Raw genomic sequence first — 19,766 nt, 5'->3', positions numbered from 1 at the left:
GTCACAGGGGCTCTCGGCAGACGGGGCGAAGGCGGTGGCGGCGATGGACCTCCCACTGTTCGTGGGCATCGACGGATCAGACTCCAGTCTCGCGGCGGTCGACTGGGCGGTGGACGAGGCAGCACGGCACGGGCTTCCCCTGCACCTTGTCCATGCCTCCCTGTGGGAGACCTACGAGAGAGCCCAGCCGTCCTTCCACGCCGACCGCTCTGCCGGTGAGGTCATGGCCGAGCACATCGTCGCTTCCTGCACGGAACGGGCCCGGCTGCGCAATCCCGAGGTGAAGGTCTCGGGCAGGGCGCTGCCCGAGGATGCCGTGTCCGCGTTGCTGCGCGTGGCACCTGATGCGTTCGCTCTGGTCACGGGCTCACGTGGGCGTGGCGAGGTCGCCGGGATGCTGCTGGGTTCCGTCAGCCTCGCGGTGGCGGCTCGCGCCGTCTGCCCGGTCATCGTGATCCGTGGCGCGGAACCCAACCGCCGGGGAAGCTTCGGCCGGGTCGTGGTGGGGGTCGGGGACCCCACCGGGGGCACGGCCGCCGTACGGTTCGCCGTGCGCGAGGCCGAGGTGCGCGGCTGCACCCTGACGGCCGTACGAGCCTGGCGCAACCCGCTGCAAGAGCCTGTGGACCACATGCTGATCGCGGACGACGCGGCACGGCTGCGTGAGGAGCGGGCCTCGACCGCCCTTGAGGACGCCCTGCGCGAGACGGTACGGCAGCATCCCCGCGTCGATGTCCGGCGCCAGCCGGTCGAAGGCCCCGGACACCGCGTCCTGCTGGAGGCATCGGCCGACGCCGACCTGATCGTCGTCGGCGCTCAGCGCCGGCACGGCCGCTTCGGTCTGCAACTCGGCAGGGTCGCCCACACCCTGCTGCACCACGCGCCATGCCCCGTCGCCGTCGTCCCCCAGTCAGCCTGAGGCTCGCCGCACATACGTGGGCCTCCAGCGTCCTGTGGAGGACGTCCTGCGGACGAGAGGGAAGCGTGGCGGATGCCGGAGTGGACATGGGAGTGGACCGGCTACGACCCCGCTGCCGAGCAGTTGCGTGAGGCGCTCTGCACCCTCGGCGACGGCTACTTCGCGACGCGGGGCGCGCTGCCCGAGTGCCGGGCGTTCTGGTGCACTAACCCGGGCACCTACGCGGCGGGATGCCACAACCGCCTGGAGTCGACCGTGGCGGGTCGGCAGGTGGTGAACGAAGACCTGGTCAACCTCCCGAACTGGCTGCTTCCGCGGTTCCGGCTGAACCGAGCCGACGGAGCACGGGGCCCGTGGTTCTCCCTCGGCGCACACACCCTCCTGGAGCACCGGCACACCCTGGATCTGCGCCGCGGCACGCTCACCCGGTCCTTCCGCCACCGCGGCGAAGATGCGGGCCTCCTCGGCGTCGAGCAGACCCGAGTGGTGCACATGGGGGATCCGCACCTGGCCGCACTGCGGACGGTCTTCACGACCGAAGGCTGGTCGGGGGAGATCGAGATCGAAAGCTCCCTGGACGGCGAGGTGACCAACGGCAATGTGCACCGATACCGCGCCCGCAACCGCCACCACGTGACTCATGTGCGGACCGACGCACACGAGCCCCACACAGTCTGGCTCAGCTGCCGGACCAGCACCTCGGGCATCGCCGTGGCGATGGCCGCCCGGACGACGGTCGTAGCCGAGACCCTGTCAGGGCGTCGTCCGTTGTCGATATCGTCCTGGCGCAACCACTTCGACAACGTGACCGGATGGATGCCGAGGTCAACGGCGGTCTGCTTCTGTTCTTTTCCTGCCCGCACCAACGCGATGGCGCGGGCGCGGAACTCAGCGGGGTAGGCGCGGGGCATGTCCGGCAGCCTTTCGTGAAGGCCGTCAGTTAGCCAGCAGAACTGGAACCTGAGAGGTGGGGCAGGTCAACCTGGACGACGACGCCTGGCACAGAACCGTCGACCACTACCTGTGGCGCACCAGCCACGGCTCCACCCTCAGCGGACTCGTCCACGGCCTGGTCCTCGCCAAAGCGCGACGGGCGGAGGCATGGCAGCACGTCCACGAGGCCCTGGAGGCGGACATCGCAGACATCCAGGGCGGCACGACCGGCGAGGGCATCCATCCCGGAGCCACGGCCGGCACCCTCGACCAGGTCCAGCGCGGTCTGACAGGACTGGCGACACGCGAGGGCGAAGTCCTCGATCCGGCGAGCTCCGATCACCGCCTCCGGGAGCACCGGCAGCCGGGGCAGCTCCACACGGTCACGGGCGTCGAGGCCGTAGTCGGAGGCGTCCGGGACGGTGGCGCCCTTGCCGATCAGGCGGGCCTTGGCCTGAGTGGGCCATGTGGCGCTGAACTCGCGGATCTCCTCACGCACGGAGACCGTCGCGTCGGTGAGAGTCGGGATGGTCTCCAGGAGGTTCCACAGGCAGGCGCAGGCCTCGTCCTCCAGCATGCGGCCGCCCCGGGGCACATAACCGCTGGGCCCGCCGCAGCCGTCCATCGAACGCCTGCGGCCGGAAAGTTCCTTGAGGATGTGGATGTTCTCGCCGGAGAAGCGGCCGCCGTGCATCAGGAAGGCGGCGGCTGCCAGCGCGGCGATGCCCCCGCCGACGCGGTAGGCCTGGGAGTGCTGCGGAGCGTCGGTCGCGCAGTCGGGCCGATGCCGGCAACCGTCGGTCAACGCCCGGGGACGCCTTGCGCGCCTGGGCCGGATGTCCCTGATCACGCACCGTCGGGCCCCAGTGAAGGGCAGCAGCGCGGCCGGGAGGAGTGTGTTTCGGACCACGCGGCGGCGCCATGCGCAAGGAAGCGGGTCACGGCTCTACGCCTTCGGCCGGCCGAGGCCTCCTTGCCGCAGCGGGCGGCCGGCTTCTAGACGAGGTCGAGGACGTCCCGGACCGGACGGCGGGGCGTAGCGGGTCCCTGGGGACCGTATCCGATGCGCAACACCATCTGGACGTGACCGCGGCCGGCCACCGGGTCGCGGGCCAGCAGACGCAGGTCCGGGCTCTCCAGGGCGTGGGAGGTGAGGGAGGTGGCAAGTCCGGCCGAGGTCGCCTCCAGCAGGACGCGCTCCAGTGCCTGCCCGGCGCGCAGCCATTCGGCGGGGGCGTCACCTGGTGTGCTGAGCAGCGCCAGGTGCGGATTTCGCTCGAAGGCCGTGGTCCCGCGGTCGGCCACCGGGCGACGACCGGCGAAGTCGCGCAGCGGAGCCTTGCCGTCCCGCAGCCGGGGCCCGAACGCGTACTCCGGGACGCCGTCGACCGCGGTCTCCGCCTCCGGGCCGAGCCGGGTCCAGCAGTACAGATCCTCCATGCCCTCGGGGTTCAGCGCGTCACGGCTCTCCGCGTCGTGAACCAGTTCCCGTACGGTCTCGGCGTGCCAGGGCCCGGGGAACAGCAGCTCGGCTCCCTCGTGGTCGGCTGCTCTGTGCAATGCGGCCCGCACATCCTGCGGGATGTCCCTCTCCTCGAAGGGGTACCGGCTCGTGTGGCGCTCGCGGATCGCGGGGTACAGGCGGGCAAGGCCGTCCTCGTCCGTGCCGGGAGGGTGCGCCTCACCGAGTTGGACGGAAGCGAGCACCAGCGGCTCCGCGGGATCCGGCAGCAGCCGGACAACCGGGGCGCACCCGGCGTGGACGGCAGCGACGCGCAGGTTGAACAGCGCCGCTCCGCAGCCGATGTGCAACGCCCGGTTCCCAGGGTCGGAACGAGGCATGGCCCGGTCGAGATCGGCAAGCACCAGGAGGGCGGACTCACTCGCCACATGCCGGAAGCGCCAGGGCTGCGCATTGTGCATGGACGGAGCCAGCACGGCCTCGGCCACCATCTCGGCCACGATCTTCGTGTCCAGTTGCTGGGTGCCCATCGCGCCCTCCTGACACACCACACATCCACACCCTCAGGGGCAGTTCCCAGTATCCGCCGCCAGGCTCACCGTGCCGACGGGATCACCGACCGCCCCGGCTTCGTCACCGAATGCGACCACCCATGTCACCACGGCAGTGGGGGAAGACCGCCCGTAACACGACTGCGGCAGTGAGAAACAGCCCGGCGATCGCCGATGGCACGGCGACCACCACCCGCCCGACCATGCCCTGGCCACGCGCTGGGACCGCCCCGAGAGCAGTCGAGTAGTTATCGTTGCCGGCACAGTGCCGCCCGTTCGAGTGCGGCTTCGTACATCTCGCGGTACCGCGACGGCCCCGGCCGCGGTACCTCTTGCCGCCCTCGCCGACGCCGTCACCATCGCTGGGCGCGCCCGCCGCATTCGCCGTGCAGAGTGCCCTCGGTCAGCAAGCTGATGTCCCTGACCGCCATGGCTGCAGCCGCCGCCCTCCTCCCGCCCGCCGCCGACGCCCTGCTCCAGAAAGGCATCGACGTCGCCGTCATCCTCAACGCCCTGCGCGCCCTGCACGTCGACCAAGCCACGCGACCGGCCCTCACCCCTGCCGCCGAAGCCCTCATCCACCGCTCCGCCGCCGAACAAACTGGCCCGCGCCGACGGCAGCCCTGCCCGGACAACTCGACGACCTGCGCTCTTGCCCTCCAGGGCCTGAACGCCGTGCTACGCCTGCACTTCACCCAGGAAGGGGAGAACTACTTCTCCCCCGCCCCGTGAGCGACAGGCATGCAGGCCGGCCGACAAGAGGTACCGAGTGGTCCGGAGGCAGGGCCGAAAAGCCCTTGATACCCCCACCCGGCCAAGGCCCACCATGAACACAACAGACTCAGGTCGAAACCTCGCAGATGGAGGTGGGCACGGTGATGTACTGGGACGGCGGCTGGGCCTGGATGGCCTTCATGCCCCTGCTGTGGATCGCACTGATCGGCCTCGCCGTGTGGGCCGTGATCCGCCTGACGCACGGCCCGTCCGGGGGCGCCTCCGGTCACAGCCACGGCTGGGAAGACCGCGAGCGCCGGGAGACCCCGGAGGAGATCCTCGACCGTCGCTACGCCTCGGGAGAGATCGACACGGACACGTACACCGAGGCCCACGAGCGCCTCGCCGCCCACCGGCCGAGGCCACGGTGAGCCGGCTCCGCCAGCGCTTGCTGCCACTGACCGTGCTGCTCGCCTCGGTGGCGGCACTGATCGCCTCGCTCGTGTGGGTCGCGGGCAACGGCTCCCCGTCGTGGGGACCTCGGACGGGGATGACGACGGGCGGCGTGGCGTCCCGGCAGGGCCCCATACGCAACCTCGCTGACGCGGACCGCGCCGCAGGGCGCTTCGCCGACCGGTGGGGCCTGCGCGTCGGGGAGGTCATGCAGTTCAGCAACGGGTACTACGCCCAGCTCCTCGACTCCTCGGGCAAGGGCGCCACCGAGGCACTCATCGACCCACGCAGCGGCGCGGTCCAGTTGGAGTTCGGCCCGGCCATGATGTGGAACACCGCCTACGGCATGATGCCCACCGGCACTCAGCCCGGCCCCACGAAGATCGGACCCGGGCAAGCCGTGCGGATCGCCGACCGGTGGCTGCACGACCACCACAAGGACCTGCACGCCGCGAAACCCGACTGGTTCCCCGGCTACTTCACCCTGCACACCCTGCGCGACGACCACATCGTCGGCATGCTCTCGGTCAACGCGACCACCGGCGACGTCTGGTACCACACGTGGCATGGCCGCTTCGTCAGGGAAGAAGAACCATCCCCTTCCCGCAACAGCACGAGCGGCTGACAACAGGGCGCAGGCGCCTCAGGAACGCATCGCTGACTTCAGCATTCCAGGGTGATGGCGGCGGTTGACCGAGTTGAGGCCGGTGGCCGCGAGGAAGCCGTCAGTGAGCACAGGTCGCCGAAAGCATGGAAGCCGGGCGCGTAGGCCGGCAGTTGGAACAACGTAGGACAGTCGCGCTCATTGATCAGGCGGCACATCGCGTGGGAGACGGTGGTTGGGGACGCCCGGTCGAAGTCCTGGTACCTGGGCGGGCGGCCGTACCGCCGCGCGGCTCAAGTCGGGCGTGCTCAACGGGGCCGGGTGGGGCATCGCCCACCCGACCTTCGGCATGCCCAAGCGCAAGCGTCGCCCGGCCTGCAGGCCGCTTCAGGCCCACCCCGGCGAAGCGGCGGCTGGGCGGCGGTTCGCCGCGTTCCACATCGCGCCGGTCAACGGCTCGCCGGCCGTCCTCGCCGTGGTCGGCGACCGGTCGTGGGCGCCGTGGCGTTCGAAGTCAGCGACGGCAAGGTCGCGTCCTGCACGGCATCGCCGCCGCAGACCGGCTCGCGCGTCTCAACGCGGCCTGGCGGCAGCACGAACTCCATGCGCCGGTCATCACCGCATGGTGACCAGAGCCAACGCAATCCAGTGATCTGAGTCGGATCGAGGACGGCGCCCCTTCGGACCCGCTCTGCACAGCAGCGCGGGTCCGAAGCACGTCGGTCTCCCGGGACCGTTCTCCAACCGCTAAGTGGTCGGCTCCGGAAGTCCTTCGGGGGTTGATCAAGCTGCCAGCGCGACGGAGGATTCTTCCTGTCGATCGGCGGGTGTGTGCCGGTCGAGTCTGGCCAGCAGATCGTCCAGGTCGGAGGTGGTGAACCTCCACTGGAACGGCTGTGCCGTGGCGTTGTAGCGGTCTTCGAATGCTCGGAGCCGATCCCGGACTTGGGTCAGGTCGGTGAAGTCGTTGGGCGAGACGACCTTGCGTTGGACGATGGAGAAGAAGATCTCGATCTGGTTTGTCCACGAGGCGTGGACGGGGGTGTGGACCATGACCGCGTTCGGGAACGCTGTGGTCAGGCGGTCGATGGCTTTCTTCCCCCGGTGGGAGGAGCCGTTGTCGACGATCCAGAAGACGCGTCTGGCGCTGGCGTAGGGCTCGGTGCTCATGATCTGGGTGACCAGGTTCATGAAGGGCACGATGCCGGTCTTCGGCTCGCAGCGGCCGAAGACCTTCGCCTGATGGACGTCGTAGGCGGCCAGGTAGGCCAACGCGCCGCCGCGGTCGTATTCGTGGTTCACGCGCATCGCCCGGGCCTGCCCCGGCGCCAGGGTGGGGTGACAGCGGCAGCGCGCCTGAATGGAAGTCTTCTCGTCGCTGGAGATGACGTACTCGTCCTCGCCCAGCGGTTCGCCGTCGAAGGTACGGGCATACAAGTCCAGGACCCGCTGGGCCGTGGCGCGGAAGTTCGGGTCGCGGATGAAGATCCAGGACCGGTACTGCCAGGGCTTGATCGCGTCCTGGTGCAGCCAGCGGCGCACCGTGGACGCCGAGATGCTGTCGGTGATCCCGCGTGCGGTCAGCTCGGCGGCCAACTCCGGGCACGACCAGCGCGAGAGCGGCACGCCGGTCTCGGTGGGGAGTTGGCAGGCCAGTGCCTTGGCCTCGGCGACCTGCACGGGGGTGAACCGTGCGGGACGCCCGCTGCGCTTGCGGTCGGCCAGGGCCAGCAGCCCGCCGTGGGCGAAGCGGCCGCGCCAGGTACGCACGGTGTCTATGTGCAGCCTGGTCTCGCGGGCGATGCGTGCGTTGGAGCACCCGCGGGCCGCATGCAGCACGACGGTGGCACGTTGCCGGGCTTGGTGCTCGGTCTTGTGACCGTAGGCCGCCTTCTTCAGTCGGTGCCGCTCGGAAGCGGTCAGGACGATTGGACGGGCGGCGGCAACGGGCATGCAGACAGGCCGATCATGAGAAGTGGATCACGCCGGGCCGTAGTCTGTGGCCCTTTGGTCCTGCGAGCGTCGGGCAGGATGGCGGCCCTGCCCACGGCCTCCACTCCAGCGGCACTCAACACAGGGGGTCCTCGGCTTTGGTGAGTTGCAGGCTCGCCTGCCACAGGCGCAGTCGGGCCTCGCTGTCGTATGCCTGGGAATGAGCGCGTGCATCGCGGGTGTGGTCGTAGAAGCGTCTGGTGGTACCGGCGAGTGCCGGATCGGTGACGAGCCGGCGGGTGGCGGTCACTCCTTCTTCCAGCGTGTCGATGCTGTGTCCGATCTCGGCGAGGACGATCTTGGTCGGCATATAGGTTGCGGGGTGCAGGCTGTTGACCGTGACCTCGTCGGCGGGCAGGCGTGCGGCGAGTTCGAAGCCGGACGTGATCTGGGCGAGCTTGCTCTGGCCGTAGGCTCGGATGCCGTCGTAGTCGCGCTCCAGCATCAGATTCTCGAAGTCAAGCGGGTGCTGGCCGATGGAGGCGACGTTGACGATGCGGGCCGACACTGACGCGCGCAGCAGCGGCAGGAGTTCGAGGGTGAGCAGGAAGCCGGCGAGGTAGTTGACCGCGAAGCGCAGCTCGTGGCCGTCGGCGTTGGCGCGGCGGGTGCGGCCGTCCGGTTGCCCGCCGCCGATGCCGGCGTTGTTCACCAGGACGTCGAGTCGGTCCACCGATGCGCGAATCTCAGCGGCCATGCGGCGGACCTGGTCGAGGTCGGCGAGGTCCGCGGTCGCGGTCCGGGCCTGGATACGCCGCGGGCCGCGAACTGGTCTGCGATGCGGTCGAGTTTGGCCTGGCTGCGGCCCTGCAGGACCAGGTCGGCGCCGTCGGCTGCCAGGCGTTCGGCCAGGGCCAGGCCGAGGCCGTCGGTCGCGCCGGTGATGAGGATGGTGCGGGGAAGAGTCATTGCTGGTCTCCCATGTCGATCGCTATGTCGGCCCGGGGTTGTGCAGCCTGCGTGAGGGTGGCCGTGAGGTCCTCGACGAGGTCGTCGCCCGTGGGCTGGCGTGTGGCCAGGAGGCGGTACCACAAGGTGCCGAACACGATGTCCAGGATGGTGGACGCAGCAGGACGGGGCGGCAGGTCGCCCCGTGTCCGGGCCCGATCGAGGACCACCTGGAGCGCGTCGCGCCGACGCTGCAGAAAGGCGCTGCGGAAGAGTTCGCCGAACTCCTCGTTGATCTGGGCCTCCGCCATCAGGAAGCGCAGGATGTCGACGACACGCTGCTGGCGGCTGAGCCGGAACGTGTCCCCCAGGAAAGCCCGTACGTCGTCGGTATAGGAACCGTGGTCGGCGTTCGTGACGTACAGATCAGCTTTCACTGCGAGTGCTTCGAGGAGAACGTGGGCCTTGGAGGGCCACCACCGGTAGATCGTCTGTTTGCCGCATCCGGCGCGGTTGGCGATTCCTTCGACCGTCAGGCCCGCGTAGCCGACCTCGCCGACCAGTTCGAACGCTGCGACCAGGATCGCCATCCGGCTCTCCTCGCTGCGCTTGCGTCCCGGGCGTGACTCTGAGGGGGGTTGCTTGTCCATGACCATGGAGGTTAGCTTAATGCGAGACGCAGCGGTTCGAAATAAGGAGACGCCATGTCCCAGCGCACTGCCCTCGTGGTCGGGGGAACGTCCGGCATCGGGCTCGCAACGGCCCGCCTGCTCTACGCACGTGGCGCCACGGTGCACATCGCCGGCCGCAGCAAGGAGCGCCTTGACGCCCTTGCCATCACCGACGCCGAACTGGTCGGGCACCGGGCCGACGCCGGAAACCCTGACGAGATGAGCGCACTCGCCGAGGCGACCGGCAGCATCGACTGGCTGGTCCTGGCGGCCAGCGGAAGCGAAGGGCTGGGGCCGGTAGCCGATCTCGACCTGCCGATGCTGCGACGCGCGTTCGAGGCCAAGTTCTGGCCCCACGTCACCACGATCCAGGCGGTCCTGCCGCACCTCACACCGGACGGGTCTATCACCCTGCTCAGCGCCATCACCGCGCGGACCGGCATGCCAGGAACCGCCGGCATCGCCGCCCTCAACGGCGCCGTCGAGGCCCTGGTCAAGCCGCTGGCCGCGGAACTCGCTCCGATACGGGTGAACGCCGTCTCTCCCGGGCTCGTCGACACGCCCTGGTGGAACAGCCTGCCGGAAGACGCCAAGCGCGAGTACTTCGCACAAACGGCCGCCACTCTGCCGGTCCGCCACATCGCCTCGGCACAGGAGATCGCCGAGGTGGTGGCCCTGGCCGCCACCAATGCCAACCTCACCGGCACCATCATCGAGACCGACGGGGGCGCGCGTCTGGTCTCGCTCGGCTGACCCGCTCACCGCGCCGCGGTGTTCTGCCCTGTCGCCTCACCTCGGCAGGGCAGAACACCGACACTCAAAGCCCAACACCGGGGTGGCCCCGGAGCAGTCATGCTCAGCGAAGACCTTCTTGGCGACGAGGGTGGCGTTGATGGACCGTGGCATCGCGCAGTAGACGGCCGAGTGCAGCGGCACTTCGGCGATCTCGGAGGTGGCAGGCCGACCTTGAGCGCGGCGTTGGTGCGTACTTCGACCTCGATCTCACAGCCGCCGAGTGCGGCGAGCCGGGGTGATCAGCGGCCAGTCGCGCAGCAACCATTACCACCGGCAAGATCGAATGATCAACCCCCGAAGGACTTCCAGGCGAGACCACTAAGGGCTGAGGTCGCCGCGTCGTTCCGAGCGGCGCGGCGGCGAGCGGGACGCACCGGTCTGGAGGGTGATGGCCAGCCAGCTCGTCCAGCCGATGGGTTGCAGGGCCCAGTAGCTGACGGCCCGGTACAGGAGCGTCGCGGCGATCGCCGGACCGGGCGGAAGACCGTACAGGACGAGCAGTGCGGACAAGCTTGTCTCCACGATGCCGAGACTGCCCGGGGTCAGGCGCAGGCTGCCCGGGATCTGGGTGAGAACGTAGGCGAGCAGCAGGCTGTGCCAGGGCACGCCGATGCCGAGCGCCCACAGGCTCGCGGCCAGGCACGCCACGTCGAAGACCCAGTTCAACAGCGCGAACGCGAAGGGACGCAGCCAGGGCCGTAGGCCGGCCTGCAGGCTGTGGGCCTGTTCGACCAGCTGGGCGAGTGCGTTCTGGCCCTGCCGGATGCGGCGGGAACGCCGACCGGTGCCTCTCCACGCTCGCCCCATCGCGCTCCGCAAGCCCGAGAAGCGGGATGCTCCGAAGACCGCCAACGCCGTCCCCAGGACCAGCAGCGCTCCGGCCACAGGGAGCAGAACGGTACGCAACTCCGCCTGCCCCGCGGCGACCACGCCGGCCACGAGCAGGACGGCCAGACCGAGTACCGACAGCGCGCCGGCCACCACCAGGACAGCGGCCGCGAGTACCTGCTCCGCGCCCCGGCGGCGGAACTGCCGATAGACCCAGGCGGCGGAGAACGCCGCCCCGCCGGGCAACGCGCCCGCCACGGCGTTGGCGGCCACGACAGTCGCCGTCGTGCGCCGCAGGCTCCAGCGGGCCCCGCCGGCCCCGAGCAGCCAGCGGTACAACGCGGCGAAGCACAGGAGCGACAGCGCCTGGCACACCACGGCGACCGCGACGGGCAGCGGGCGTACTCCAGCGATGAGGTGGTAGGCCTTCGCCAGTTCACGCCGCCGCAGGACGGCGACCAGGACCACGGCCGCCACAACGAGTACGGCCACCAGCCACCACAGCGCGCGTGGTCCGGTAGGACGTCCTTCCTGCCACCCGAAGCCACGCCCCACCTGAAACTCCCGCCTCCCGGACATCGGCCATCACTCCCGACAGGCGTCATGAGGGTTCAGGTGCCGGGGGTCGGCGACGGGCTGGACGGGCACGGCGTGCTCGCCGCGGTCATTCGGCACCGCGGACCTGGTCCTCCGGGCTCTTTCCTGGCTTGATGGTCGTGGGCTTCCCGGCGCCGTTGGGGCCGCGGAGCGCGAAGACCTCACCCGTCCGGACCGAGAACGACACCTGCCGGACCGCCGCCTCGGCCCCGTAGCGCTTGCTGAGTCCCGCGACGGGACCACCGCAGCCGCTGCCGCGGCTTTGTCACGCGGCGGCGCGTTCGTCTGCCTCGCTGTTGGCGGACTACCCATGATCTGCCTCGCCCGCCTCGACCTGCGTTCCAGCGTCCCGCCGCACGGACAACCCGGTCCAGGGCCGATCGCCCAGACCTACGGTCCGAACGACCCACTCACCCCGACGGCCGCGCACAAGGGCGCGCTTCGTCTATATGGCAGCGGGACGCCATGCATACCTGTCAGCCGGCTCCTGTTCGCTGTCCGACGGCCGGCCGCGGTCCTTGGGGGCTGCGACCGGACGGCCCCCATCAGGGCCGTTCGACCCCTGCCGCCCAGGAACGGCCGGGTTGAGGCTGGTAGACGGTTGAGGCTCGTAATCGGGGGGTTCACAGCGACCGAGGGGCGTGGGATCGGTGATCACACGAGTGCGGGTGCCGCACCGGCACCTGACGCCGCCCGCCAAGCCCGGGCCGCCGCGCGAGCCGCCCGGCCCTCCGCCCCGGCAACCGCAGCCGTTCGGCGGGCGCTGGATGCTCTGGTGGATCCTGATGACGCTCGTCTTCGTCCTGCTGCTCTCTCGCGCACGGTCCGGGCCGCACGCGAGTTCACTGTCCTACAGCGACTTCGTCGGCAAGGTCGACGCCAGCCAGGTGCAGACGGTCGACATCAACGACAAGGGAGCGGTCAGCGGCACCCTGAAGGACGGCACGAAGTTCACCACCCAGCTCCCCACGGCGCTGGGCACCGGGGCCCAGCTGCAGCAACAGCTGACCTCCCACCACGTGAAGATCACCGCCAGCCAGAGCAGCAGCAACGGTTCGACATGGTTGTCGGTGCTCTTCTCGTTCCTGCCGTTCCTGCTGCTGATCGGCTTCTTCGTGTGGATGGGGCGCCGGACCGCAGGGCCGCTGACCGGCGGGCTGAGCGCCATCGGACGCTCACGCGCGAAGATCATCGAGGCGGAGCGGCCCACCACCCGCTTCGCCGATATCGCCGGCTACGACGGGGTCAAGCAGGAGATCAGCGAGGTTGTCGACTTCCTGCGCAATCCCTCCCGGTACACCGCCGCAGGAGCCAAGGGCCCCCGTGGCGTGATCATGGTGGGGCCACCCGGTACCGGCAAGACCCTCTTCGCGCGGGCGGTCGCCGGCGAGGCGGACGTGCCGTTCCTCTCGGTGACCGGCTCCGCGTTCGTGGAGATGTTCGTCGGGGTCGGCGCCTCCCGGGTGCGCGACCTGTTCGACCAGGCCCGCAAACGCGCACCGTCGATCATCTTCATCGACGAGATCGACGCGCTCGGATCGCGGCGCGGCGGCGGGACTCGACAGGGCGGCAACGACGAGCGCGAGCAGACCCTCAACCAGCTGCTGTCCGAGATGGACGGCTTCGACCAGTCCAGCGGCATCGTCGTCCTCGCCGCCACCAACCGGCCCGACGCCCTCGACCCGGCCCTGCTACGCCCCGGGCGCTTCGACCGCCAGGTCACCGTACCGCTGCCCAACCAGGCCGAGCGCGCCGCGATCCTCGCCGTCCACGCCCGGGACAAGACCCTGGCCCCGGACATCGACCTGGGCGCCGTAGCGCGCGCCACACCCGGCTTCTCCGGCGCGGATCTCGCCAACCTCGTCAACGAGGGCGCCATCAACGCCGTACGGAACAACCGCACCCGGATCGATCCGCACGACCTGGATGCCGCCCGCGACCGTGTGCTGCTGGGACGCCGGGAGTCCTCCAACGCGCTGCTGCCCGAGGAACGCCGCTCGGTCGCGGTCCACGAATCGGGCCACGCCCTGGTCGCGGCGCTGTGCGAGCACGCAGACCCGGTGGCGAAGGTCACCATCCTGCCGGCCGGCGTCACCCTCGGCGTCACCGAGCAACTCCCCGAGGCGGAACGCCACTTGTACAGCGAGAGTTACCTGAACGACCTTCTGGCGGTACGCCTGGGCGGGCGCGCGGCCGAGCTCGTGGTCTTCGGCGAGGGATCGACTGGAGCGGCCGACGACCTGTCCGGAGCCACCCAGATCGCCACCCGCATGGTCCGCGAGTTCGGCCTCTCCCCCGAACTCGGACCGATCGGCTACGCCTCCACCCACCCGCACTTCCTCGGCGAGATCACCGAAGATCCCAGCCGGCCGCCGTACTCGGAGCAGACTCAGCGCATCGTCGACGAAGAGGTCGCCCGCCTACTGCGCCTGGCCGAACAGCGCGCGATCACGCTGCTGCGCGGCCACCAGCCTGCCCTGGAACGCCTGGCCGGCGAACTGGTCACCCACGAGACCGTCGCCGGCTCCGTCGTCCTCGACGTCCTGCGCCAAGAAGGCGGCCAGGCGGACGGAAGAGGCGATGACCAGGCTGTCAACGCGTCATCTCCCCCTGGGCGTCCGGAGCCAGGAGTTCACATCCCGCCTCGGTGATCGTCAGCAACACGTTCAGCGGATCGCCCGGTCCTTCGTGGGCCTACTCGCTCCAGGCGTTCCAGACACGCAGTGCCACCAGGGCCGCACCGCGCAACGACGCCTTGGCGAAAGCGAATTCGACGGCCGCCTCGTCGGCCGGTGAGCCGTACACCGCCAGCAGTACGGGACCGCTCGGGTTGCCTCGGCCGCGTGTCGCCAACACGGTCTTGTTGGGACGCATCCCTCATCTCGCGTCCGGCGCCCGGGTTGGAACCCGATCCAGTGAACTTGCCCTGGGCGGGAAGCACGGGCGGACATACCGCCAGAATCCGCATCGCCACAGGTCACCGAGAGCCCCCGGTGCGACCGGCAGCCGACGTGCCGTGAGCCGATCGGCAGCATCCCCCGCCCTCGCTCCCTGCAACAGGCTCTCGGTGAGCACGCCAAGCCCAGCTTCGCCGCCCACCCGGTCGCCGGCCTGGATGCCATCGCCCAAGAGCTCAACCATCGTCCACGGAAGACCCATGGCTACCGGACTCCGACAGAGGTCTAGGCCAACCTCCTGAACAGCGGTGATGTGCTGACCGCTTGGGCTCGCCTGTGGAGTGAGTCGGGATCAGTGCCCGGTGACCGCTTGCTGCAGCTGAGCGGTGATCCCCTGCCGGTCGATCTGGATCCAGTACTCGACAATGAGCCCGTCCTCGACGCGATAGACCGCGCTGGTCATCGCTGTGACCTGTGCACCGGTCGGCGGGTGGCGCTCCACTTGTCCGATGTGTCGCCCGTTTTGGGTCCAGCGGGCGTAGACCCGATCTCCTTCGGCGATGAGCTCGTCCACGGTCAGCGTGAAGGGGCCGTATGCGTCGAGCATCTCCTGGACGTGTTCGGTGTACTGCTGTGGCGTTCATTCCACGACCGCCGGTGACTCCGAGACTACCTGATGTGCCCGGACCCGGTCGGCCATGAAGCGAGTGGCGGGGCGTTCGACGAGGTGACCACGTTCGAAGCGGGCGCCGGTCCGGACGAGGGCGACGTGGTGGGGTGCGTTGACCGCGCGCCAGCGAGCCTGGGCGGACTCGACGAGCTTGAAGACCATGGCGAGGGTGGCGGCCGCGCTGCCGGCTGCCTTGGTCACCTCGGTCCGCAGGCGGAGGGTCATGAACGTTGATTCGATCGGGTTGGTCGTGCGTAGGTGGACGCAGCACCGCTGGTGGCGGGCATCGGGAAACACCTCGGCCGGCGCCTTCCAGGAACCGAGGGTGCAGTCGCCGACCGCGAGCACGGGGGCACGTACGCCGCGCCGGGCGCAATCGCGCAGCAGGTCGGCCCAGGACTCGGCGGACTCGCGGTAGCCATCGGCCATTGCGATCAGTTCCTCGGTGCCGTCGGCCCGCACACCCATGAGGACCAGGACGCAGGACTTCGCCTCGGAGAGCCGTATGCGCAGGCGGATGCCGTAGGCCCAGACGTGGACGTAGTCGGTGGACGACAGGTCGCGCTCGCCGAAGGCATGGTGGTCGGCCTGCCACTGCGTCGTGAGGCGGGTGATGCTGGCCCGGGGAGAGTCCGGCCGAGCTGCCGAGAAACTGCTCGAGCGCGGGGACGAAGTCGCCGGAGGACAGGCCGTGGAAGTAGGGCAGCGGCAGCACCTCGCTGGTCTTCGGGGACCTGCGGCACCAGGGTGGCAGGATCGCCGAGGAGAACCGCTTGCGCTCGCCCGTCGCCTCGTCGATGCGGCGGTCGTTCACACGCGAGGCCTTGACCTGAACGGTTCCGGCGGCTGTGGTGAGTTCCGCGGATGGTGGCAGCCATTGCTCACGACCAGACGACGGCCTTGCCCGTCGCGCTGGTCGGCCAGCTCGGCCATGTAGGCGTTGACCTCCGCTTCCAGCGCGGCGGCCAGCATGCAGCGGACGATCTCGTCGATCAGGGAGCCGTTCGAAGTGGTGCCATCGGCGTTGACTACGCTGAGCACGGGCGCGCCCTCCCGGCCCGCCCTGCGAACGCGGGCCTACTCGGTGACCTTCAATCGATCACTCGGGAAGGTACGCCCTTCAGCTCCAACCCGAGCCCGATCCATAGGACTTGAGCGTTGCTCACTCCTGCATCCCGTCATGCATGCGAGGAGGTGGCCTAGCTGACTGATCCTCGTTGGTGATTTTTCTGGTTCTTACTGGGTCGGCTGAGAGACCGGTAGTCGGGCAGGTTGATGGTGCTGATCTTCTGCCCCTCCTTGAGCATCCAGTTCATAAGGGAGTGCCTATTCAGGAGGCCGTTGCGGATGCGGAGGCCGATCGTGGTGCCGGGGGCGAGGAACTTCCCGGAGCGGCTGCCGCCCTTCTGGCAGCCCTGGGCATAGCCGCGCATCGCGGTCTCATACCGGCTGAAGGCCGCGCGGTGGTCGCCATTGGCCAGCGCGAGTTCGCCGGCCAGCACGTAGGCGGCCACCACGCCGGTTCCGGTGCCCATGCCGCCGATCGTCGCGCCGCAGGCGGCGTCCCCGGCAAACACCTTGACGATCAAAGCCTTCTGTTGCTCCAGATCATGGCGGTCGTACGTGGCCTGGGGCGAGGCGAAGACGAAGAAGGCGCGGGCCTGCGCCGCGTCCCGGTGATCGCCGCCGACGCTGGCGAGTCGGCCCGGTGCGTTGTAACCAACCGAACCTTGCTCAAGGCCCAGGTCGTTGGGTAGCTGCCAGGTGGCGGCGTAGTAGCCGAGATGGCGTACGAAGCTCTCCTCTGGGCCGAAGGCGAGTCGGCGCACGTTGGAGTGCAGCCCGTCCGCACCGATCACGAGGGCGAACTCGCGTGGTGCGTTGTGCCGGAAGGTGACCTGTACGCCTCCGGCGGTCTCGGTAGGGCTGGTGATCGAGTCGCCGAAGATGTACTCGGTGTGCGGGCGACTGTGCTCGTAGAGCACCCGGGCCAGGTCGCCACGAAGTACCTCCACGTCGCCGCCTGCGAGCTCGGCAGGCAGGTGCAGAAGAGGTCGGCCGCGTTCGTCGACGAAGCAATCGCCGGCCTCGGACCACGAGGCGAAGCTGGACCGGATCGAGGAGGTCCTCGACCGCTTCCCGGACCGGCGCCGGGAACACGTTGGCCGCGCTGAAGTCGATCCGTGCCCGCACGCCCGGACAGCGCACCGATCTACGTGATCCTGGACAACCTGTCCACCACAAGGGCGCCGACATTCGCCGCTGGGCGAAGAAGAACAAGGTCGAGTTGTGCTTCACCCCGACCTACGCCTCATGGGCGAACCCGATCGAGGCGCACTTCGGACCCTTGAGGCAGTTCATCATCGCCAACTCCAACCACCCCAACCACACCGTGCAGACCTGGGCCCTGCACGCCCACCTGCGCTGGCGCAACGCCAACGCCCGCCATCGCAGCATGTTCGCCGATCAGCGACGCGAGCGTGCTCGCATCCGAAGCGAGAAGGCCATCCGCTGGGGCGGACAGCCGCTCGTCCAGGCGGCTTGATCCCTGCTGCAGCAGACTGTGCGTCACCAGACAGAACGGGCAACCTGGTCACTCCAGGTGCGCAACCGAAGCAATGTCCACAACGGACAGGTCCTCCAGCGTGGTGATCGCGCAGGAGGGGGCGCCGTGCTGCATCAACTCGACCGGCACCGCATCGTCACCGATCAAGCTACGCAGCAGGTCCACGGTGACCCCGGTATGCGTCACCAGGGCGACAGGGCTCAGCTCTTCAGTGAGGTCGACCAGGCAGCGCGAAATCGCTCTGCGGCATCGTGGGAGGAGTCACCGGACGCAGGAACGAAGCTGCCTCCGAGGAGGAGAAGGCCAGGTCAAAGAGGGCGGCCTCGAAGAACAAAGCAGGCAGGACGCCGAAGCCGATCCTGAGCGGGACGAGCGGCGGCGCAAGCTCCGTCTGAAGGCCGCCCTGCTCGGACGCTCCAGGGGTGGGCAGACGAGCAAGATCCACGTTGCCGGTGAGCGGAAGTGCCGCCCGCTGGCGTTCGTCCTGACCGCGGGACAGGCTGCCGACAGCCCGCAGTTCGTCCCCGTGCTGGAGAAGGTCCGGGTCCGCGGACCCGCCGGCCGTCCCCGAACTCACCCGCACGCGGTCGCCGGGGACAAGGCGTACTCGTCCCGCGGCAACCGGGGCTACCTGCGCAGGTGCCGCATCAAGGCCGTCATTCCGGAGAAGAAGGACCAGAGCGCCAACCGGAAGAAGAAGGGCAGCAAGGGCGGTCGGCCCGTCAGCCACGACACCGAGCTCTACAAGGAGCGCAACAGCGTCGAGCGTCTGATCAACAGGCTGAAGGCGTGGCGAGGCATCGCCACCCGGTTCGACAAGACCCCGGCGAGCTACCTCGCCAGCCTCCACCTTCGCGCTTCGATAATCTGGATCAAGGACCGCAATCGGAGTAGCAAGTGATCACGACCTCATGCGCGCCCAGCTGGCTGGGCGCTTGGCTGTCCCAGTCGACAGGCCCGTCGTCGACTGGGACAGCCAAGCGGTGAGGCTGCGTAGGACACGCCGGCGCAGATCCGGTTGCAGTCGCATCGCTGTGTTGGCGTCGTGGTCAGAAACCGCAGTTCACCCTCGTGGCGGTCCCGTTCCCGCCATCGGAGAAGGTGTGCCAGTTCCCCGGTATACGCCAGTCGTTGCACTCCACGGCCGCCCCGTGGTTGATTTCCAGCACCGGCGTGAACCGCTTGGGTGCCCCGTAGTTGTCGATGGGGACAGACTGTGAGGTCCACCAGCCCGATTTCGCGTTGTCGTAGGCCCGGTCATACTTCCAGCCGGAGCCGTCGGCATACGGGCGCCCGTCGTCCAGGCGGATGTATCCCACCTTGTTGCTCAGGTCCACGCTCCCGTCCTGGTTCCAGTGGAATTCGGCGTACACCTGGCGGCAGTTGGGGTTGGAGTAGTAGCCCAGGTACAGCGTCCCCAGCCGCCGCGGGGCCCGCGTCCACGGGGAGGACCACGCCCCCAGGTCGTAGACGTCCACGGGGTTGTTCGCCATTATCGGATTGGAACAGGGGCTGGCCGCCTGTGCCGGGCCGGCGGGGACGGCCACGGCCACGCAGGCTGCGGCGATGGCCACGGCGACCGCGGCCAGTCGACGCAGCGACAGACGGGCGGTCTTGACTAGACGCGCAAGCATAGAAGCACTCTTCACCGATTCCCCGTCCCCGGTAGCCGAAGCACTGCCGGCCGTGGCCGTGATCGCCCCCAGGGCCACCGCGACTGCCGTAGCAGCCTTAACGATTCCGCGCATAACGCAAAGGTCCTTCCCCGTGTGAGTGAGCAGCAGCTTCCCGCACCGGTATTGCTACGAACGGGGCAGCGGCCGGACACCGCCGGCGGCGAGTGCCGTCACGATGGTCTTTCGCCCCATACACATGGAGCCATTCCCCCTTCACTGTGTCAGGCGCTTGACGGCCTGACCGGTCAGTTGGTGATCTTGTGAGAGCGCTTGCAGACGGCGTGAGCCGGATGCGAGCACGCCATAGGGCGCCCGCCTGCCAGCCCGGGCCGCCGCAGCGGTCGCCCCGCCCCGTGCCGGGCCGAGCACAACCTACGACGGCCGCGGGCGGCGCGAAGGACCTGTTTGCACAGTGAAGCGGTCCCTCCGGTGCCGGATTGCACAGCGAGCCCGCTGCCAGGACCCTTCGCAGCTTTCGCGTGGAAGCACCAGCTTGACTCTGTCGGGGATCTTGGAGTTTCCCGGTGCGGCAGCGTGGTCAACGGGCATG

The 19,766-nt window shown here is 69.2% G+C and carries 17 protein-coding genes and 9 pseudogenes; 11 read left to right on the top strand and 15 right to left on the bottom strand.

Features of this window, described 5'->3' with window-relative positions:
• Nucleotides 1-43: 43 nt before the first annotated feature.
• Both IE277_RS39375 and IE277_RS39370 read left to right on the top strand, forming a co-directional pair.
• Nucleotides 44-919, top strand: a complete 876-nt coding sequence (locus tag IE277_RS39375) for a universal stress protein (protein ID WP_189958546.1) — start codon at nucleotides 44-46, stop codon at nucleotides 917-919.
• 72 nt (nucleotides 920-991) lie between these two features.
• A pseudogene (locus IE277_RS39370) lies at nucleotides 992-1,666 on the top strand (glycoside hydrolase family 65 protein); the annotation flags it as partial.
• Here IE277_RS39370 and IE277_RS48070 read toward each other — a convergent pair.
• Nucleotides 1,588-1,830 (bottom strand): annotated as a pseudogene (locus IE277_RS48070) (transposase); the annotation flags it as partial. The pseudogenes IE277_RS39370 and IE277_RS48070 sit on opposite strands and share 79 nt — an antisense overlap.
• A 71-nt stretch (nucleotides 1,831-1,901) precedes the next feature.
• Between IE277_RS48070 and IE277_RS50190 the strand changes: the two are divergent.
• Nucleotides 1,902-2,180: pseudogene (locus IE277_RS50190) on the top strand (glycoside hydrolase family 65 protein); the annotation flags it as partial.
• Nucleotides 2,181-2,225: 45 nt separating this feature from the next.
• On the opposite strand, the pseudogene IE277_RS39360 reads toward IE277_RS50190, so the two are convergent.
• Nucleotides 2,226-2,546, bottom strand: a pseudogene (locus IE277_RS39360) (oleate hydratase); the annotation flags it as partial.
• Between the two features lie 302 nt (nucleotides 2,547-2,848).
• A complete protein-coding gene (locus IE277_RS39355) occupies nucleotides 2,849-3,844 on the bottom strand; it encodes an Acg family FMN-binding oxidoreductase (protein WP_189958544.1) in 996 nt (331 codons plus the stop codon).
• 450 nt (nucleotides 3,845-4,294) lie between these two features.
• Here IE277_RS39355 and IE277_RS39350 point away from each other — a divergent pair, with 450 nt between their 5' ends.
• The 4 genes and pseudogenes from IE277_RS39350 to IE277_RS48065 all read left to right on the top strand — a co-directional run.
• Nucleotides 4,295-4,597, top strand: a complete 303-nt coding sequence (locus IE277_RS39350; RefSeq protein ID WP_373310979.1) for a hypothetical protein — start codon at nucleotides 4,295-4,297, stop codon at nucleotides 4,595-4,597.
• Nucleotides 4,598-4,725: 128 nt separating this feature from the next.
• The gene (locus IE277_RS39345) at nucleotides 4,726-5,010 is read left to right on the top strand and encodes an SHOCT domain-containing protein (RefSeq protein ID WP_229882298.1); all 285 of its coding nucleotides are present in this window, start codon (nucleotides 4,726-4,728) and stop codon (nucleotides 5,008-5,010) included.
• Nucleotides 5,007-5,657 carry a hypothetical protein gene (locus IE277_RS39340; RefSeq protein ID WP_189958543.1) on the top strand — a complete coding sequence of 217 codons (651 nt, stop codon included), beginning with the start codon at nucleotides 5,007-5,009 and terminating at the stop codon, nucleotides 5,655-5,657. The genes IE277_RS39345 and IE277_RS39340 overlap by 4 nt, the downstream gene beginning before the upstream one ends.
• 165 nt (nucleotides 5,658-5,822) lie before the next feature.
• Nucleotides 5,823-6,012 (top strand): annotated as a pseudogene (locus IE277_RS48065) (oxidoreductase); the annotation flags it as partial.
• Nucleotides 6,013-6,419: 407 nt separating this feature from the next.
• On the opposite strand, the gene IE277_RS39335 reads toward IE277_RS48065, so the two are convergent.
• From IE277_RS39335 to IE277_RS39325, 4 genes are all read right to left on the bottom strand, one after another.
• Complete coding sequence (locus IE277_RS39335; protein WP_229882297.1) at nucleotides 6,420-7,589, bottom strand: IS630 family transposase; 1,170 nt, start codon at nucleotides 7,587-7,589, stop codon at nucleotides 6,420-6,422.
• 115 nt (nucleotides 7,590-7,704) lie between these two features.
• Nucleotides 7,705-8,325, bottom strand: a complete 621-nt coding sequence (locus IE277_RS39330) for an SDR family NAD(P)-dependent oxidoreductase (protein ID WP_308433461.1) — start codon at nucleotides 8,323-8,325, stop codon at nucleotides 7,705-7,707.
• Nucleotides 8,277-8,537 (bottom strand): SDR family NAD(P)-dependent oxidoreductase, encoded by a 261-nt coding sequence (locus tag IE277_RS49335; protein WP_308433460.1) that lies wholly within the window; start codon nucleotides 8,535-8,537, stop codon nucleotides 8,277-8,279. The genes IE277_RS39330 and IE277_RS49335 overlap by 49 nt, the downstream gene beginning before the upstream one ends.
• Entirely contained in the window at nucleotides 8,534-9,166 is a 633-nt protein-coding gene (locus IE277_RS39325; protein WP_229882296.1) for a TetR/AcrR family transcriptional regulator, read from the bottom strand. Before IE277_RS39325 ends, IE277_RS49335 begins: the two co-directional genes overlap by 4 nt.
• A gap of 54 nt (nucleotides 9,167-9,220) precedes the next feature.
• Between IE277_RS39325 and IE277_RS39320 the strand changes: the two genes are divergently transcribed.
• On the top strand, nucleotides 9,221-9,940 hold the full coding sequence (locus tag IE277_RS39320; RefSeq protein ID WP_189958541.1) for an SDR family oxidoreductase: 720 nt from the start codon (nucleotides 9,221-9,223) through the stop codon (nucleotides 9,938-9,940).
• 360 nt (nucleotides 9,941-10,300) lie between these two features.
• On the opposite strand, the gene IE277_RS39315 is transcribed toward IE277_RS39320, so the two are convergent.
• Nucleotides 10,301-11,302 (bottom strand): lysylphosphatidylglycerol synthase transmembrane domain-containing protein, encoded by a 1,002-nt coding sequence (locus IE277_RS39315; RefSeq protein WP_229882295.1) that lies wholly within the window; start codon nucleotides 11,300-11,302, stop codon nucleotides 10,301-10,303.
• A 172-nt stretch (nucleotides 11,303-11,474) separates the two neighbouring features.
• Nucleotides 11,475-11,594 carry an ATP-binding cassette domain-containing protein gene (locus IE277_RS39310; RefSeq protein WP_189958539.1) on the bottom strand — a complete coding sequence of 40 codons (120 nt, stop codon included), beginning with the start codon at nucleotides 11,592-11,594 and terminating at the stop codon, nucleotides 11,475-11,477.
• A gap of 463 nt (nucleotides 11,595-12,057) precedes the next feature.
• Here IE277_RS39310 and ftsH point away from each other — a divergent pair, with 463 nt between their 5' ends.
• The gene (gene ftsH, locus IE277_RS39305; RefSeq protein ID WP_189958538.1) at nucleotides 12,058-14,058 is read left to right on the top strand and encodes an ATP-dependent zinc metalloprotease FtsH; all 2,001 of its coding nucleotides are present in this window, start codon (nucleotides 12,058-12,060) and stop codon (nucleotides 14,056-14,058) included.
• Nucleotides 14,059-14,101: 43 nt separating this feature from the next.
• Here ftsH and IE277_RS39300 read toward each other — a convergent pair whose 3' ends face one another.
• The 4 genes and pseudogenes from IE277_RS39300 to IE277_RS39285 all read right to left on the bottom strand — a co-directional run bounded on the left by IE277_RS39300 (nucleotide 14,102) and on the right by IE277_RS39285 (nucleotide 16,989).
• Nucleotides 14,102-14,281: a universal stress protein gene (locus IE277_RS39300; RefSeq protein WP_189958537.1), complete on the bottom strand. Its 180-nt coding sequence runs from the start codon at nucleotides 14,279-14,281 to the stop codon at nucleotides 14,102-14,104.
• A gap of 375 nt (nucleotides 14,282-14,656) precedes the next feature.
• Nucleotides 14,657-14,929, bottom strand: a pseudogene (locus IE277_RS39295) (ester cyclase); the annotation flags it as partial.
• A gap of 15 nt (nucleotides 14,930-14,944) precedes the next feature.
• Nucleotides 14,945-16,015, bottom strand: a pseudogene (locus tag IE277_RS39290) (transposase).
• 158 nt (nucleotides 16,016-16,173) lie between these two features.
• A complete protein-coding gene (locus tag IE277_RS39285) occupies nucleotides 16,174-16,989 on the bottom strand; it encodes a Rossmann-fold NAD(P)-binding domain-containing protein (RefSeq protein WP_189958536.1) in 816 nt (271 codons plus the stop codon).
• Nucleotides 16,990-17,114: 125 nt separating this feature from the next.
• On the opposite strand from IE277_RS39285, the pseudogene IE277_RS39280 reads away from it, so the two are divergent.
• A pseudogene (locus IE277_RS39280) lies at nucleotides 17,115-17,519 on the top strand (transposase); the annotation flags it as partial.
• A 48-nt stretch (nucleotides 17,520-17,567) separates the two neighbouring features.
• On the opposite strand, the gene IE277_RS39275 reads toward IE277_RS39280, so the two are convergent.
• A complete protein-coding gene (locus tag IE277_RS39275) occupies nucleotides 17,568-17,705 on the bottom strand; it encodes a hypothetical protein (RefSeq protein ID WP_189958581.1) in 138 nt (45 codons plus the stop codon).
• Nucleotides 17,706-17,818: 113 nt separating this feature from the next.
• Between IE277_RS39275 and IE277_RS39270 the strand changes: the two are divergent.
• Nucleotides 17,819-18,441: pseudogene (locus IE277_RS39270) on the top strand (IS5 family transposase); the annotation flags it as partial.
• Nucleotides 18,442-18,589: 148 nt separating this feature from the next.
• On the opposite strand, the gene IE277_RS39265 reads toward IE277_RS39270, so the two are convergent.
• Nucleotides 18,590-19,174 carry a hypothetical protein gene (locus tag IE277_RS39265; protein ID WP_189958535.1) on the bottom strand — a complete coding sequence of 195 codons (585 nt, stop codon included), beginning with the start codon at nucleotides 19,172-19,174 and terminating at the stop codon, nucleotides 18,590-18,592.
• Nucleotides 19,175-19,766 lie beyond the last annotated feature (592 nt).

Source organism: Streptomyces alanosinicus, assembly GCF_014650595.1.
Lineage (GTDB): Bacteria > Actinomycetota > Actinomycetes > Streptomycetales > Streptomycetaceae > Streptomyces > Streptomyces alanosinicus.
The sequence above is the reverse complement of the archived record's forward strand: the minus strand, read 5'-3'. Positions and strand labels throughout refer to the sequence as shown.

Coding starts and splice junctions, on each gene's coding strand:
- IE277_RS39355 (WP_189958544.1), bottom strand. CDS start 3,844: ATGGGCACCCAGCAACTGGACACGAAGATCGTGGCCGAGATGGTGGCC.
- IE277_RS39320 (WP_189958541.1), top strand. CDS start 9,221: ATGTCCCAGCGCACTGCCCTCGTGGTCGGGGGAACGTCCGGCATCGGG.
- IE277_RS49335 (WP_308433460.1), bottom strand. CDS start 8,537: ATGACTCTTCCCCGCACCATCCTCATCACCGGCGCGACCGACGGCCTC.
- IE277_RS39325 (WP_229882296.1), bottom strand. CDS start 9,166: ATGGACAAGCAACCCCCCTCAGAGTCACGCCCGGGACGCAAGCGCAGC.
- IE277_RS39375 (WP_189958546.1), top strand. CDS start 44: ATGGACCTCCCACTGTTCGTGGGCATCGACGGATCAGACTCCAGTCTC.
- IE277_RS39330 (WP_308433461.1), bottom strand. CDS start 8,325: ATGGCCGCTGAGATTCGCGCATCGGTGGACCGACTCGACGTCCTGGTG.
- IE277_RS39300 (WP_189958537.1), bottom strand. CDS start 14,281: ATGCGTCCCAACAAGACCGTGTTGGCGACACGCGGCCGAGGCAACCCG.
- IE277_RS39350 (WP_373310979.1), top strand. CDS start 4,295: ATGGCTGCAGCCGCCGCCCTCCTCCCGCCCGCCGCCGACGCCCTGCTC.
- IE277_RS39335 (WP_229882297.1), bottom strand. CDS start 7,589: ATGCCCGTTGCCGCCGCCCGTCCAATCGTCCTGACCGCTTCCGAGCGG.
- IE277_RS39265 (WP_189958535.1), bottom strand. CDS start 19,174: ATGCTTGCGCGTCTAGTCAAGACCGCCCGTCTGTCGCTGCGTCGACTG.
- IE277_RS39345 (WP_229882298.1), top strand. CDS start 4,726: ATGGAGGTGGGCACGGTGATGTACTGGGACGGCGGCTGGGCCTGGATG.